Raw genomic sequence first — 15,088 nt, forward strand, 5'->3', positions numbered from 1 at the left:
CGCCCCGGCCGGGCCTACAGGAAGGAGTGGATCTGGATGGTCTCGTCGCGGCCGGGGCCGACGCCGATCGCGGAGATGCGGGCGCCCGACATCTCCTCCAGTGCCTTCACGTACGCCTGCGCGTTCTTCGGCAGGTCGTCGAAGCTCTTCGCCTTCGTGATGTCCTCGGTCCATCCCGGCAGGTACTCGTACACCGGCTTCGCGTGGTGGAAGTCGGTCTGGCTGTACGGGAGCTCCTCGACGCGCTTGCCGTCGACCTCGTAGGCAACGCAGACCGGGATGCGCTCCCAGCCGGTGAGGACGTCCAGCTTGGTGAGGAAGAAGTCCGTCAGCCCGTTGACGCGCGTCGCGTAGCGCGCGATCACCGCGTCGAACCAGCCGCAGCGGCGGTCTCGGCCCGTGGTGACGCCGCGCTCGCCGCCGATGCGGCGCAGCGCCTCGCCGTCGGCGTCCAGCAGTTCGGTCGGGAAGGGGCCCGCGCCGACGCGGGTGGTGTACGCCTTCAGGATGCCGATGACCCGGCTGATCTTCGTCGGCCCGACACCCGATCCCGTACAGGCGCCGCCCGCAGTGGGGTTGGAGGAGGTGACGAACGGGTACGTCCCGTGGTCCACGTCCAGCAGGGTGCCCTGGCCACCCTCGAAGAGGACGACCTTGCCGTCGTCGACGGCGTTGTTCAGGAGCAAGGTGGTGTCGGCGACATAACCACGCAGCTGATCGGCGTATCCGAGGAGTTCCTCGACTACCTGTTCCGGAGCGATGGCGCGGCGGTTGTAGAGCTTGGCCATGACCTGGTTCTTGAAGTCGAGCGCCGCTTCGACCTTCTGCAGCAGGATCGACTCGTCGAAGAGGTCCTGGACGCGGATGCCCACCCGGTTGATCTTGTCGGCATACGTGGGGCCGATGCCGCGCCCCGTGGTGCCGATCTTCCGCTTGCCGAGGAAGCGTTCCGTCACCTTGTCGAGCGTCTCGTGGTACGGCGTGATCAGATGCGCGTTGCCGCTGATCAGCAGCTTGGACGTGTCGATGCCGCGCGCGTTCAGTCCGCTCAGCTCGGAGAGCAGGACCGACGGGTCGACGACGACGCCGTTGCCGATGACGGGCACGCACCCCGGCGAGAGGATTCCGGAGGGGAGCAGATGCAGCGCGTACGTCTGGTCGCCGACGACGACCGTGTGACCGGCGTTGTTACCGCCCTGGTAGCGGACCACATAATCGACCGAGCCGCCGAGCAGATCGGTGGCCTTTCCCTTGCCCTCGTCACCCCACTGAGCACCGAGCAGCACAAGTGCGGGCACAGGCGTACACCCCTTCCGGGCGGGGCATGTCCCACGTGCGTGGCGCTTGTGCCATCGCGTGATCCGTGAAACCGGTGCCCCAGATAGTTGAAGCCCCTGGCGCAACAGCGACAGGGGCTCTTGCACCGAGAGATTACCGGAACTGTTTACCGGGGTGCGAACAGGCGACCCTCCGCCGTCAGGCGTCAGGGGTACCGGGGCCCTGGTGGGACCTCGGAGATTCGCAGTCCTGAGAGAGGAACAAGGTGTCGGCTCCAGACCTGCTCGTGGTCATCGATCCCGTCGCACGGCTGACGGATGGGGAGTCCGTGAGAATCGCGCGTGACGTGCTGTGCGCGGGAGCCCCGGGCACGAAGGTATGCCTTCTCGAACACCCGACGGACGTGGCCCGCGTCCTCGCACGCCGGGGCAGTCGGCGCCCCGTCCTGATCGGCGACGACCGGGCGCTGCTGCGTACGGTCCAGCTGCTGCACCGGGAGCGGGAGCTGTCCGCGTGCGCGCTGGCGGTGGTGCCCGTGGGGCCGCCGGGGGCGATCGCGCTGGCCTGCGCGCTGGGCATCCCGTGCACGGCGGTCGACGCCTCCCGCGCGGTGCTCGGCGGCACGGACTGCCCGATGGACCTGCTGGTCGACGACAGCGGCGGGGTGGTGCTGGGCGCGCTCCGCGTCCCGGCCGGGCCGCAGGGCGGCGGGTCGCGCGGGTCGCGGGCGTACGGACGGAAGGGCGGCGGCTGGGACGGCGAGGGCGCGGCGTACGGCGCCGAGGAGTGCGAGGAGCGCGACGCGTACGGCTACGGCTACGGCTACGGCTACGAGGGGCGGGAGGGAACGGGCAGGCGCGACGGCCGGGACGGGCGCGACGGCCGGGACGGACGGGATGGGCGTGATGGCCGCGACCAGCGTGACCAGCGTGACCAGCGCGACGGGCGTGACGGCCGGGACGGATTCGGCGCGGAGGGCGGCACGGCCGCACCGGGCGGCGGCCGGGACACCGGGCCGGAGCCGGAGGACGGCGACCTCGGCTCCCGGTGGGCGCCGCCGCTGCGGAGCTGCCGCGCGCTGGTACGGACGCTGGCGCGGCCCCTGGCCCGTCCGCTGCCGCTGCTGGCCGCGCTGGCCGCGCCGGGCGGCGGACGGGGCGGCTCGGCGGGCGGCGGCGGGCCGCAGCGGCTGCGGGTGGAGGCGGACGGCGCGGTCCTCGCCGACCTGGACCGGCCGGTCACCCAGGTGTCCCTCGCACCGGGTGACGGCGGGCTCGCGGAGGTCGTCGTACGGCAGCGGTCCTCCAGCACGCCGGTACGGGCGCGGGCCCGTACGGTCACCGTCTCCGGGCCGGACTTCCGCTACCGCGCGGACGCGGTGGTGGGCGGCCCGGTGCGGGCACGGACCTGGACGGCGCTGGAGTCCGCCTGGAGCCTGACGCTGCCGGGCCAGCGCTGACACGGCGCCGCAGGGCTGCCTGCGGTCCTGCGGTCCTGCGGTCCTGCGGTCCTGCGGTCCTGCGGTCCTGCGGTCCTGCGGTCCTGCGGTCCTGCGGGTCTCGTGGGTCCTGCGGGGCCGCCTACGGGCTGCCTGGTTCGCTTCCGTAGGCGTCGAGCAGCTCCCGGCTGCGGCGGACCAGCGCCTCCCGTACGGCGTCGGGAGCGAGCACCCGCAGCGGCGTGCCCAGCCTGAGCAGGTAGCCGGCGAGTCCGTCCGCGTCGGGGCCGCCGACGTCGACGACAGTGGCGTCCGGGCCGTCCGGGCGGTGCGTGCCGACCGTCGGCGGGATCAGGCGCAGTGCCCGGTCCATCGGCAGCGGGAGGCGGACGGTGACGTAGAGCGCGTAGCCGCTGCGTGCGAGGGTGCGGGAGACGAGGTGCACCGGGTCGGGCGGGTCGGGGAGTTCCGCCGGGTGTCCGGTCGGGTGTATCTGCGCGACCCGGTCCGCACGGAAGGTGCGCCACTCGCCGCGCTCCGTGTCCCGGGCGACGAAATACCAGCGGCGCCCCGTGTGCACGAGACGGTACGGGTCGACCTCCCGCACCGTGGCCTTCCCGTTCCGGTCGCGGTACGACAGGCGGGTGCGCTCGCCCCTGCGGCAGACGGTGGCCAGCTCCAGCAGCATGCCGGGGGCGATCTGCCGGTCATCAGGTCGTGGGGTGTGGACGAAAGCGTCGTCCAGTTCGCCCAGCCGGGCCGCGACCCGGCGCGGCAGCACCTGCCGCAGTTTCAGCAGCGCCGAGACCGCCGCCTGGTCGCCGCCGAGGACACCGCTGAGCCCCGCTTCGCGCAGTGCGACGGCGACGGCGAGCGCCTCTTCGTCATCGAGGACCAGCGGCGGCACGCGGCTGCCGCCGCTGAGGCGGTAGCCGCCCCACGGGCCGGGATCGGACTCGACCCCGTAGCCCAGCTCCCGCAGCCGGGAGATGTCCCGCCGGACGGTGCGCTCGGTGACTTCCAGGCGCCCGGCCAGCTCTCCGGAGGTCCAGGACGGCCGCGAGGCCAGCAGGGAGGCCAGGCGCAGCAGGCGGGCGGAGGTGCTGATCACCTTCCTATTGTCCGCTGGACCGGCGACGACCCGGACCGGAACTGTCCGCATCGCGTCGTAGCGTCCTCCTCATGAGCACCGGAACCGATTCCGCACCGTCGATCCGCTACGTGGCAGTCACCTTCGACTGCCAGGACCCGGCCGAGATGGCCCGCTTCTACGGCGAAGCCCTCGGCCTGCCTGTCGCCTACGCGAGCGACGACTTCATCCTTCTCGGCAAGGAGGGCGCCGCCGGGCTGGGGTTCAACCGGCTGACCGACTACCGCCGTCCCACCTGGCCCGACCCCGCACAGGAGAAGCAGGCCCACCTGGAGCTGGGTGTCGAGGACCTGGACGTCGCCCAGGCCAGGCTGCTGGGCCTGGGCGCCGCCGAGCCTTCGTTGCAGCCCGAACCGGACAGGTGGAGGGTCCTGCTGGACCCGGCGGGTCATCCGTTCTGCATCACCACACTGGCCTGAGCCCGTCCGGTCCCCGCCGTCCCTCCCCTGTCGCCCCGTTCCCTCAGCTCCGTTCCGTCAGCCGAAGCCCCTGCCGCAGGCAGGGGCTTCGGCCGTGCACAGCTACGGAGTCACGCGGGGGCGACGGCCGCCACGCTCATGAGGCGGGCGTGCTCACACGTTGGGCAGGCTCTGGTTCAGCTCGTCGCTGCGCTTGCGCCAGCGCCCCATCATCTCGGCCATCTCCCGCTGCAGAAAGTCGAAGAACTCGCTGGTCTCCAGGACGCGGCGGCCCTCCGGCGTGTCCAGGCCGAGGCTCTCGGCCCCCGCCCTCAGCGTGGAGGACCAGCGCCGGATGATCTGGTCACGGGTGGTGAACGTCTCGTACCAGATGTCCTCGTGGAGGCGGTACCGCTCGCGCCGGGAGCCCGGCTCGCGTTCCCGGCTGATCAGGTGGACCTGGGAGAGGTAGCGGACGGCACCGGAGACGGCGGCCGGGCTGCACTGGAGCCGTTCGGCCAGCTCGGCGGAGCTCAGCGCGGCCTTGGGTGAGGCGAGCAGGCAGGCGAAGACCCGGGAGGCCATGCGCTGCATGCCCGCTTCGGTGAGGTCTGCCGCGAAGCGTTCGACGAAGGACGAGATCCGCGGCCCGTACTCGTCGGAGCCCTCAGGGGTGTGCTCGCGGTGCTCACCCGGCCCGTCCGGTGTGCCCGATGAGTCCGGGCCGCCCGGTGTGACCGGATCGCCCGGCGTCGCGTGTGTGTCCTGCCCGTTCCGGTCGCCCACCGTGGTGCATCTCCCCAGCTCAAGCCTGTGTCGCCGATCCTAACGCTTTCATAAGTTCACAAATTCCTGAAATTAGCGTAGCTTCGAAATCATGACCACGGCAACCACAGCCATCTCGGTATCCGGCCTCGTCAAGTCCTTCGGCCGGACCCGTGCGCTCGACGGCCTCGACCTGCACGTCGGGACGGGAGAGGTGCACGGGTTCCTCGGGCCCAACGGAGCTGGGAAGTCCACCACGATCCGCGTACTGCTCGGTCTCCTCCGAGCCGACACGGGACAGGCGACGGTCCTCGGGGGAGATCCCTGGCGCGACGCCGTCCAACTGCACCGGCGGCTCGCCTATGTGCCCGGCGACGTCGAACTCTGGCCCAACCTCACCGGCGGCGAGGCGATCGACCTGCTCTCCCGGCTGCGCGGCGGCCTGGACAAGAGCCGCCGCGATGAGCTGATCGAGCGTTTCGACCTCGACCCCACGAAGAAGGGCCGTACCTACTCCAAGGGCAACCGGCAGAAGGTCGCGATCGTCGCCGCGCTCGCCTCCGACGCCGAGCTGCTGCTGCTGGACGAGCCCACCGCCGGTCTCGACCCGCTGATGGAGGTGATCTTCCAGGACGTCATCCTGCAGGCCAGGGCGGCAGGCAAGACGGTGCTGCTGTCCAGCCACATCCTGGCCCAGGTCGAGAAACTGTGCGACCGGGTGAGCATCGTGCGGCTCGGCCAGGTCGTCCAGTCGGGCACCCTCAGCGAGATGCGGCACCTGACCCGTACGGCGATCGAGGCCGAGACCGAACGGCCGGTCACCGGGCTGGAGTCACTCCCCGGAGTGCACGACGTACAGCACGCGGACGGACGGGTGCGGTTCGCCGTCGACGGCGCGCATCTGGACGGCGCGATGCGCAAGCTGCTCGAGAGCGGTGTGCGCAGCCTGCTGAGTCACCCGCCGACGCTGGAGGAGCTGATGCTGCGCCATTACGGGGATGTCCTGGGCGCGAACGGCGCAAACGGCGCGACCCGTGCAGGCGCTGACGGCGCGAAGCCCGTGCCGGAAACCTCCGCGACCTCCGCGGTCTCCGCAACCTCGGAAGCCTCGGATTCCTCGGAAGCGCAGCGATGAGCGCCGCCACCGCGACCAAGACAGCCATACCGCCGAGCGGCGGAGGGCTCTCCCGCGAGAGCCACCCGCTGGCCGGGACCGGCACCCTGCTCCGCTTCAATCTCCGCCGCGACCGCGTCCGTCTCCCTGTCTGGATCGGCGCCCTCTTCCTCGGCACGCTCAGCACGCTCTCCAGCACCGTCTCCCAGTATCCGGAGGCGGAGGACCGCAGGTCGGCCGCCGGAAGTCTCGACAGTCCGGCCGGGCTGGCCATGACCGGCCCCGGTCACTATCTGGACGACTACAACTACGGCTCCATGCTGAGCCATCAGATGCTCGGCTTCATGGCCGTCCTGGTGGGCCTGATGAGCGTGCTGATCGTCGCCCGGCACACCCGTACCGAGGAGGAGACCGGCCGCGCCGAACTGGTCCGCGCCACGGTCGTCGGACGGCACGCGCATCTCACGGCCGCGCTGGTCACCGCCGCCCTCGCCAACCTCGCGCTGGGCCTGCTCATCGCCGTGGGCGTCGGCGGACAGGGCACCGAGGGCGTCAACTGGGGCGGCTCACTGCTGTACGGCGCCGTGCACACGATGGCGGGCCTCGTCTTCGCCGCCGTCGCCGCGATCACGGTCCAGATCAGCCAGTACGCACGCGGCGCCTCCGGCATGGCGCTCGCGGTGATCGGCGTGGCGTACGCGCTGCGCGCCGCCGGGGACGTCGGCAACGGCGTGCTCTCCTGGCTCTCCCCGATCGGCTGGGCCCAGCGGACCTATCCGTATGTCGACGACCGCTGGTGGCCGGTGCTGCTGGGGCTCGCGCTGGCCGCCGTCGCGACGGTCGTCGCGTACCGGCTGAGCACCCTGCGCGACGTCGGCGGCAGCCTGCGGGCCACGCGCCTGGGCAGCCCGGTCGCCTCGGCCGCCCTTACCCGTCCGATCGGCTTCGCGCTGCGGCTGCACCGGGGCATGCTGGCCGGGTTCGGCGCCGGACTGCTCCTGATGGGCGTCATGTACGGCTCAATCCTCGGTGACGCCGAAGAGATGATCGAGGACGTCGACGAGTTGCGGGAGGCGGTCGAGAAGATCGGCGGCGCCACGATCGCCGAGTCCTTCGCCTCGACCGTCATGATCGTGATCGCGGTCGTCGCGGCGGTGTACGTGGTGATGGCGACGCTGCGTCCGCAGTCAGAGGAGACCGCCGGGCGTGCCGAACCGCTGCTGGCGACCGGGCTGTCCCGCACCTGCTGGGTGGCGAGCCATCTCGCCGTCGCCATGGGGGGCGGGGTCGCGATCCTCTTCCTCACCGGTCTCGGCTTCGGCATCTCGGGCGCGGTGGCCACCGGGGACGGCGGCCTCTTCCTCGACCTGCTGATCGCGCCGCTCGCCTACGCCCCCGCGCTGTGGGTGACGGCGGGCATCACGGTGACGCTCTTCGGCTGGCTGCCCCGGATCACGGCAGTTGCCTGGATCGTGCCGGTGTACGCCTTCCTCGTCGGCTACCTCGGGCAGATCCTGGACTTCCCGGACTGGCTGAACAACCTCTCCCCGTTCGGTCATGTGGCGAAGCTGCCCGCGGAGGCCATGGAGTGGACCCCGGCGCTCATCCTCACCGCGCTTGCGGCGGCCCTGGTGGCGCTGGGGCTGGCGGGCTTCCGGCGGCGGGACTTGGAGACCAAGTAAGGCGCGGGGAGCGGCCGGGGCTGCTGCCCCGGCCGTCCCTGGTTCCTGGGCGGGGGCCGGGAGGCTCCCGCAGACTCGTCCTCGGATGGCGCAGAGGGCCCACCCGATAGGCGGCACCGTACGTGCGGTGGGCGGACCGCGCTGCTCGCATGAGGGCATGACTTCGCCGACGCAACCGGGTAGACGTGACAGACCGGGTAGACCGGGTAGACCAGACAGACCGGACGGAACACGAGAACCCGGCGGACTCCGTGCCCGCTGCCTCACCGCTGCCGCCGGGAGGGCGGGCGTCGTGGCGGCTGCCGCAGTCGTGCTCGGATTCGCCACCCCCGCTCCCGTCTCTGCCGCCCAGACTGAGAACGGTAGTTCGGCTTCGGGAGGGAGGCTGACCCTCACTCCGGCCTCCGCCGCCGCCTGGGAATCGGTGACCGTGCGCGCCGCCTGCGCGGCCGGATCCGGGCACGGCAAGGTCTCCTCGCCCGCCTTCCGGAACCCGGCCACACTGCGGCCCGGACCCGGCGGCGCGGCCGTCGCGGACGCGGTCGTACGGCCCGGACTCCTGGCCGGCGAACGCTATGCCGTCACCGCGGACTGCCGGGGAGCCGAGCCCCTCACCGCCTGGTTCGTGCACACGGGCGGCGGCGGAGCCGGTACCGCGCCCGCCGTCGGCCTGCCGAGCGACGTGACGGAAAGTCAGACCGGGGGCCTCGCCCAGCAGGAGGACGACGGCCCCGGAGTCGGCAGAGCGGCGCTGGCGATCGGCGGCGGCCTGGCCACGGCGGGGCTGGCGGGCTACGTGCTCACACTGCGGGGGCGTCCGGCCCGCCCGTCGGGCAGCGGACCGCACGGGTCACGCCTGCCGTGCCGGGCACGTCGACCACATCTGGCACCTCGACCACATCTGGCACACCCCTCCGTCAGATCGCTCAGAGCTGTCAGAGCGCCCCGGGCGCTCTGGGCAGACGGCCGGACGACGGTCTCTTCGGGGGCTTCGGTCTCTTCGGGGGCCGGGAGTCCGGCAGGCCGCGGGCGAGGCTGATCCGATGCCCACCCGCCACGAACGCCTCTCGCTGCGCGGCCGCCGCCTGGAAGCCGCGGCGCTGGTCGGCTCCGTACTGCTGACGGTCCTCCTCTGCCGGCTGGCCCCGGCCGAGGCGGAGCGCGGCGCGGTGGCCAGCGACCGCGGCGTCTCGTACGCGGCGACAGGCGCACGGTCCGACGCGGTCAGCGGCGAGCGTGCAGCCGAGGGGCTTCCCCGTTCCGCCCCCACGCGGCTGCGCATCGCCCGTACGGACACGGACGTCCGGGTGACGGACGTCGCCGGAGTGCCGGGAGAGGGCGGCCCGCCGGAGCCGGTCAGGGCGGCAGCCGGCCGGGTGGTCTGGTACCGGGGCGGCCCGTCACCGGGCGAGCCGGGCCCGGCGCTGCTCGCCGGGCCGTTGGGCACCCGCGGCGGCCGGGCCGCCCTCGCCGGTCTGGGCGGACTGCGCCGGGGCGCCGTCATCGACATCTGGCGCTCGGACGGCAGCCTGGCACGCTTCGTCGTCGACAGGGTCACCCGGTACGGTGCGCCGCGCCCGGGGACCGCGGGCGTCGGCCGCGGCGGCGGCCGCTTCCCGGGCGAAGAGGTGTACGGCGGCACCGAGCGGCCCGAACTGCGCCTGATCGGCCGCGCGGACGCCGCCACCGACGGAGCGGGCGTGGTGATCTTCGCCCACCTCACCGCCACCCCGGCGTAGGGCCTGCCCGGCCGGTCTCCTCGCGGCTGCGGCGGCGAATCCTTCCGCCGCAGCCGCGAGGCGCGCTGTCACCCCACGTCGCACACGATCTCGCCGTGCAGGACGGAGAACCAGCCGTCCTCGTCCGCGCCCCACTCCCGCCAGCCGTCGGCGATGCGGTGCAGCTGCGCCTCGTCCGCGTGCCCGCCGCCGACCGCGCGGCGTGCGTACTCGGAGGCGACGGTGCGCTCCGCCCACAGCCCGCTCCACCAGGCGCGGTCCTCGGGGGAGTGGAAGCACCAGGTGGCCGTGGTGACGGTGCGGGGGGCACAGCCCGCGCGGCGTGCCCAGGCGTGCAGTCGGCGCCCGGCGTCCGGTTCTCCGCCGTTGGCGCGGGCGACGCGTCGGTAGAGGCTGAGCCATTCGTCGAGTGCGGGTATCCGGGGGTACCAGGTCATGGCGCCGTAGTCGGAGTCGCGGGCCGCGAGGACGCCGCCCGGACGGCACACCCGCCGCATCTCCTCCAGCGCGCGCACCGGGTCGCCCACGTGCTGGAGCAGTTGGTGCGCGTGGACGACGTCGAAGGTGTCGTCGGGGAAGTCCAGCGCGTGCACATCGGCGGTCGTGAACCGGAGGTTGTCCAGACGCCGTTCGGCGGCGACGGCGCGGGCCGGACCGAGGATGCTTTCGGCCGCGTCCACACCTGTCACCTCGCCGCCCGGTGCGACGGCGGCGGCCAGGTCGGCGGTCACGGTGCCGGGCCCGCAGCCCACGTCCAGCACGGCCTGTCCCGCCCGTAGTTCGGGCAGCAGGTAGGCGGCGGAGTTGGCGGCCGTACGCCAGCGGTGCGAGCGCAGCACGGAGTCGTGGTGCCCGTGGGTGTACACGGCGGACTGGGGGCCCCGGGAATCGTCGGACATGGCGGGAGCGTAGGCATGGGTCCACATCTTGAGCAAAACCGTCTCGCTATACGAACATATCCGGACGACGAGGTGCGACTCGGCGTGCACGCGCAGGACTTCTCCGGGAACCCGCACTCGGCGTCGCAGGGCTGTGCGAGGCTGGCAGCCGGTCACGACACAGGGGGTCCGGTCAGCATGGAGCTTGCCAAGGGAGCGAACGCACCGCTCGCCGGTGCGCAGGTCACGGTGGAGCTGTCGTACGCGGGCACCACGGTGGATCTCAGCGCGCTGCTCGTCGGGCCGGGCGGCAAGGTCCGGTCGGACGGCGACATGGTGTTCTACAACCAGCAGTCGGCCGAGGCCGGTGCGGTCCGGTATGCGGCGGGGAAATCGGATCACGCCGCACGGATCGTGATCGAGCCCGGCGCCCTGCCCCCCGCCGTGGACCGCGTGGTGCTGGTGGGGAGCTGCGACCCGAATGGCGCGGGGCAGACCTTCGCTCAGGTGCGGGAGGTCTCCGCGCGGGCCTGCCAGACGGGACGCGAGCCGCTGGTGTTCACGCTGCCGCCGCTGACCGAGGGCGAGCGTGCGGTGCTGCTGGTGGAGGTCTACCGCCGGGGAGACGGGTGGAAGGTCAGGGCCGTGGGGCAGGGGTACCGGGACGGGCTCGCCGGTCTGGCCAGGGACTTCGGCGTGACGGTTGACGACGAGCCGGAGCCCGCCCCGGCACCTGCCCCCGCGCCCGCCGCCGCCCCCGCGCCCGCCCCAGCCCCGGCTCCGGCCCCGGCAGCGCCCGTCCCGTCGGCGCCCCCGGCTCCCGCGCCCGCTCCTGTGGCCGCAGCTCCCGTCCCAGCGCCAGCCCCAGCCACCGCCGTCCCGGCGAACCTGGTCAAGGCCCCGCTGGGCAGCATCAGTCTGGAGAAGGGCGGCCAGGCGTCCATCAGCCTGGACAAGGGAGACCGTGCACTGGTGGTCACCGCTGCCCTCGAATGGGACGGCGGCAGCGACCAGCGGCGGAAGCGCGGCGCCGACCTCGACCTCTATGCCCTGTTCATACCGGCCGCCGAGGCGCTCCGCGGCTCCTTGATACCCGGAACGCTCGTCAAGAAGGGCCACATGACGCAGCCGGGCGGGAAGAGGGCGTCGAATACGGACTACGCCGTCTACTACAAGCGTCTCGGCTCCCTCACCGAACCGCCGTACATCCAGCTCGACGGAGACGCACGTGACCCGGGCTGCGAGACGATCCGCATCACCCACGCCGACCAGCACGGCTACGTACTGCTGTGCGCGTACTCGGCGGTGGGGAACGGGCTGGGCTCGTTCCGCAGTTTCGGTGCGAAGGCGGTGGTCAGCGACGGGCGGGGTTCCACCGTCACCGCCCCGCTCTACGAGAACACCAAGACCCGGTACTGGGTGGCGCTCGCGCTGATCGACTTCGGTGATCCGGGCGGCGTGGCGATCCGCCATATCGAGGCGTACAGCGGCCGGATGACCGAACGCCGTCCCGTGCTCCACCTCGACGGAACGATCGAGATGAACGCAGGCCCCGCGGAGTTCAAGCGCCCGGGCTGAGGTCACCGCTTCCGGCGGGGGCTCAGGTAGTGTGGGCGGCTCCAGCAGTGGACGGACGAGGAAAAGAGGGGGTGAGACCCATTACCGCGGTAGCAGGCTGGGTGCTCTCACCTCTTGGTCGTACGGCCCTTCGGGCGTAGCCGATCGCGAGAGTGCCCTTCGGTATCCGAAAGGCTCCTCATGTCGCTTTCCCCTTCCCCTTCTTCAGAGTTCCCGGAATCCTCCCCTTCTCCAAAGAGCCGTTCCCATGCCGCCGTCACCCTGACGCTCCGCGCCGCGGGCTGTGTCTTCGCCGAGGACGAGGCGCGTCTGCTCCTCCGCGCCGCCCGGACACCGGACGAGCTGGCCGCCCTGGTCGACCAGCGGGCAGGCGGCCTCCCGCTCGAACACGTCCTCGGCTGGGCGGAGTTCTGCGGCCGCCGGGTAGCGGTCGACGCGCGGGTTTTCGTGCCACGCCGCCGCACCGAGTACCTCGTGCGGCTGGCCACCTTCCTCGCCCATCAGGCCCCTCAGGCCGTCGCCCGGCCGCGCCCGGTGCTTGTCGATCTGTGCTGCGGTTCGGGTGCGGTGGGCGCTGCGCTGGCCGCGGCCGTGGAGGGGGCCGAGCTGTACGCCGCCGACGTCGACCCGGTGGCGGTGCGGTGCGCCCGCCGCAACCTCGACGCCGTCGGCGGCCAGGTGTACGAGGGTGACCTGTACGAGCCGCTGCCCGTCGCGCTGCGCGGCCGTATCGACGTACTGGCGGCAAATGTGCCCTATGTGCCGACCGAGGAGGTGGAACTGCTGCCCCCGGAGGCGCGCGTGCACGAGCCGCGGGTGGCGCTCGACGGCGGCGCGGACGGGCTCGACGTGCTGCGGCGGGTGGCAGCCGAGGCGCCGCGCTGGCTGGCGCCGGGCGGATGCCTGCTGGTCGAGACCAGCGAACGGCAGGCGCCCAGGGCAATGGAGACCTTCGCCCGGAGCGGACTGACCCCCCGGCTGTCGGCCAATGAGGAGCACAACGCAACGGTCGTCGTCGGAGCCCTCCCGGACCCCCGCCCGACCCCCGACCCCAGGGCGTGTCCGCAAAGCTGAGCCCTGCCCCCGGCCCGCACGCCCCGGTGGCGGGCCGGGCCACGGCACCCCGAGACGGCCTGATCCAGCAAGATCCAGACGAGAGGTCCTAGCCGATGCGGCCCCGGATGCGCTCGTCCTGCATCTTCGTCAGCCGGATGACGAAGATGATGGCCAGGACCGCCGCCGCGACGCCGGTGAGGCTGGCGAAGATTCCGAGGGCCAGTGAGCCTGACGCGCCGTCGATGGAGCCGTTCTCGTACCAGCTCTCCCAGGAGGCCATGAAGGTCAGGCAGAAGTAGATCACCCACAGCGTCCACCAGGCGTTCAGCAGGCCGTGCGGCGTCCGGGGCCGCATCGTGTACCAGGACATGGGCATGGCCGGGGGATTGGTCGCCGTCCAGATGTCGTTCGCGATCTGCTTGGGCATGAAGAGGTTGCAGAACGGGATGAACCAGGTGCCCGCCGCCATGCCCGCCGCGTAGCGGATCTGTCCAGGGGCGAAGGCTTCGGCGTTCATGCGTACGCGGTAGAACCACTGCGTCCACAGGGCGACGGCACCGAGACGGATGAAGAGTCCGAAGACCTCCATCACCTGGGTCATGTCCTTCATGGACTCGAAGTCGGAGTGGTACTGGGGAGGGAGGCTCTCCGGCAGCTCGCCGAGGCTGGAGTCCACCGAGACCATGACGAAGAAGTCCGCCACCATCCAGACGAGGCAGGTGGCCAGCAGCGCCCAGGCCGGAGTGGACAGGGAGCGCGCGGACCGGGCGGGCGGAGGCGGACGGTTCCCGGCCGGTACGGGGTACGCGGGCGCGCCCTGGTAGCCCGTCTGGTAGCCGGTGGGATAGGCCGCCTGGTACGTGGCCTGCTGGGTTTGCGCCTGGGCCTGGGCATGGGCTTGTGCCTGGGCCGGGCCGGCAGGCTGGGTGGCGCCCTGCCAGCCGGGGTGCGGGTAGCCGTACGGACCGGGCTGTCCGCCCGCCGGGTAGCCGCCCGGTCCCGCCGGCATGGACGGGTACGGGGCGGCGGGCGGCGAAGGCGTCGAGGCCGCCGGAGCGGCCCCGCCCGTGCCCGCCCTGCCTTCGGCGAATGCGGCGGACTGCGCCTCCGGGTCCTCGCTGTCCAGCAGCTGCACGGCGTGCCGCCCCAGTTGCGCCAGCACCTCGCCCGGCAGCCAGGTGCCGGTGATCTCCCCCTGGGTGAGAGCCGCCAGCGTCTCAAGCGTGGGCCGGTGGGCCGGGTCCTTGGCGAGGCAGGCGAAGATCAGTTCGTGCAGCGGCCCGGAGAGCCCGCTCAGATCCGGCTCCTCCTCGGCTATGCGGAACATCAGCGCGTGTATGCCGCTGTCCGCGGTGCCGAAGGGCAACCGGCCGGTGGCCGCGTACGACAGCACCGCACCCAGGCAGAACACATCGCTGCCGCCGGTGACCTGCTGGCCCCTTACCTGTTCCGGCGACATGAATCCGGGGGAACCGATCACCGCTCCGGTGCGGGTCAGCCCGCCCGAGGGTTCGACGGTGGCGTCCAGGGCGCGGGCGATGCCGAAGTCGATGACGCGCGGGCCGTCGATGGTGATCAGCACATTGGACGGCTTCAGGTCGCGATGGATGAGCCCGGCGCCGTGGATGGCGGTGAGTGCCTTGACGAGCCCGGTCGCCAGGGCCCGTACGGAGTTCTCAGGAAGCGGCCCGAAGTCCCGGTCGACGACCTCGGCGAGTGAGGGACCGGCGATGTAACCGGTGGCCACCCATGGTTCGGCCGCCTCGGTGTCCGCGTCCAGCACGGGGGCTGTGTACTGCGCGCCGACCCGCCGGGCGGCGGTGATCTCCTGTGCGAAGCGGCGGCGGAAGTCCGAATGGCGGGCAAGCTCCGCCTTGACCGCCTTGACCGCCACCGTCCGGCCACGCTCGGAGCGGGCGAGGTAGACGCGGCCCATGCCGCCCTCGCCCAGTCTGCCGAGCAGGCGGTATCCGCCGATCCAGCGTGGATCCCCGGCATCCAGCCTGTCCATG

The 15,088-nt window shown here is 72.3% G+C and carries 13 protein-coding genes; 8 read left to right on the top strand and 5 right to left on the bottom strand.

Annotation, left to right across the window (positions count from 1 at the left end; genetic code table 11):
• Positions 1–14: 14 nt before the first annotated feature.
• Complete coding sequence (locus LHJ74_RS05805) at positions 15–1,298, bottom strand: adenylosuccinate synthase (protein ID WP_260216415.1); 1,284 nt, start codon at positions 1,296–1,298, stop codon at positions 15–17.
• Between the two features lie 245 nt (positions 1,299–1,543).
• On the opposite strand from LHJ74_RS05805, the gene LHJ74_RS05810 reads away from it, so the two are divergent.
• Complete coding sequence (locus tag LHJ74_RS05810) at positions 1,544–2,737, top strand: hypothetical protein (protein ID WP_260216416.1); 1,194 nt, start codon at positions 1,544–1,546, stop codon at positions 2,735–2,737.
• A gap of 121 nt (positions 2,738–2,858) precedes the next feature.
• On the opposite strand, the gene LHJ74_RS05815 is transcribed toward LHJ74_RS05810, so the two are convergent.
• Complete coding sequence (locus tag LHJ74_RS05815) at positions 2,859–3,827, bottom strand: helix-turn-helix transcriptional regulator (RefSeq protein WP_260216417.1); 969 nt, start codon at positions 3,825–3,827, stop codon at positions 2,859–2,861.
• 71 nt (positions 3,828–3,898) lie between these two features.
• Between LHJ74_RS05815 and LHJ74_RS05820 the strand changes: the two genes are divergently transcribed.
• Positions 3,899–4,285, top strand: coding sequence for a VOC family protein (locus tag LHJ74_RS05820; protein WP_260216418.1), 387 nt, complete (start codon positions 3,899–3,901; stop codon positions 4,283–4,285).
• Positions 4,286–4,438: 153 nt separating this feature from the next.
• On the opposite strand, the gene LHJ74_RS05825 is transcribed toward LHJ74_RS05820, so the two are convergent.
• Positions 4,439–4,906, bottom strand: a complete 468-nt coding sequence (locus LHJ74_RS05825) for a GbsR/MarR family transcriptional regulator (protein WP_260216566.1) — start codon at positions 4,904–4,906, stop codon at positions 4,439–4,441.
• Between the two features lie 235 nt (positions 4,907–5,141).
• On the opposite strand from LHJ74_RS05825, the gene LHJ74_RS05830 reads away from it, so the two are divergent.
• From LHJ74_RS05830 to LHJ74_RS05845, 4 genes are all read left to right on the top strand, one after another.
• Complete coding sequence (locus LHJ74_RS05830) at positions 5,142–6,164, top strand: ABC transporter ATP-binding protein (RefSeq protein WP_260216419.1); 1,023 nt, start codon at positions 5,142–5,144, stop codon at positions 6,162–6,164.
• Positions 6,161–7,825: an ABC transporter permease gene (locus LHJ74_RS05835; protein ID WP_260216420.1), complete on the top strand. Its 1,665-nt coding sequence runs from the start codon at positions 6,161–6,163 to the stop codon at positions 7,823–7,825. The genes LHJ74_RS05830 and LHJ74_RS05835 overlap by 4 nt, the downstream gene beginning before the upstream one ends.
• Positions 7,826–8,117: 292 nt before the next feature.
• On the top strand, positions 8,118–8,864 hold the full coding sequence (locus LHJ74_RS05840; RefSeq protein ID WP_260216421.1) for a hypothetical protein: 747 nt from the start codon (positions 8,118–8,120) through the stop codon (positions 8,862–8,864).
• A gap of 4 nt (positions 8,865–8,868) precedes the next feature.
• Positions 8,869–9,564, top strand: a complete 696-nt coding sequence (locus LHJ74_RS05845; RefSeq protein ID WP_260216422.1) for a class F sortase — start codon at positions 8,869–8,871, stop codon at positions 9,562–9,564.
• 68 nt (positions 9,565–9,632) lie between these two features.
• On the opposite strand, the gene LHJ74_RS05850 is transcribed toward LHJ74_RS05845, so the two are convergent.
• A complete protein-coding gene (locus LHJ74_RS05850; protein WP_260216423.1) occupies positions 9,633–10,463 on the bottom strand; it encodes a methyltransferase domain-containing protein in 831 nt (276 codons plus the stop codon).
• 177 nt (positions 10,464–10,640) lie between these two features.
• On the opposite strand from LHJ74_RS05850, the gene LHJ74_RS05855 reads away from it, so the two are divergent.
• Together LHJ74_RS05855 and LHJ74_RS05860 are read left to right on the top strand one after the other, a co-directional pair.
• Positions 10,641–12,020, top strand: a complete 1,380-nt coding sequence (locus tag LHJ74_RS05855) for a TerD family protein (protein WP_260216424.1) — start codon at positions 10,641–10,643, stop codon at positions 12,018–12,020.
• Positions 12,021–12,200: 180 nt separating this feature from the next.
• Positions 12,201–13,094, top strand: coding sequence for a putative protein N(5)-glutamine methyltransferase (locus tag LHJ74_RS05860; protein WP_260216425.1), 894 nt, complete (start codon positions 12,201–12,203; stop codon positions 13,092–13,094).
• A gap of 88 nt (positions 13,095–13,182) precedes the next feature.
• Here the strand turns inward: LHJ74_RS05860 and LHJ74_RS05865 are convergent, their stop codons facing one another.
• Positions 13,183–15,087, bottom strand: a complete 1,905-nt coding sequence (locus LHJ74_RS05865; protein ID WP_260216426.1) for a protein kinase domain-containing protein — start codon at positions 15,085–15,087, stop codon at positions 13,183–13,185.
• Between the last annotated feature and the right edge of the window lies 1 nt (position 15,088).

Source organism: Streptomyces gossypii, from assembly GCF_025165795.1.
GTDB classification, from domain to species: Bacteria; Actinomycetota; Actinomycetes; order Streptomycetales; family Streptomycetaceae; genus Streptomyces; species Streptomyces gossypii.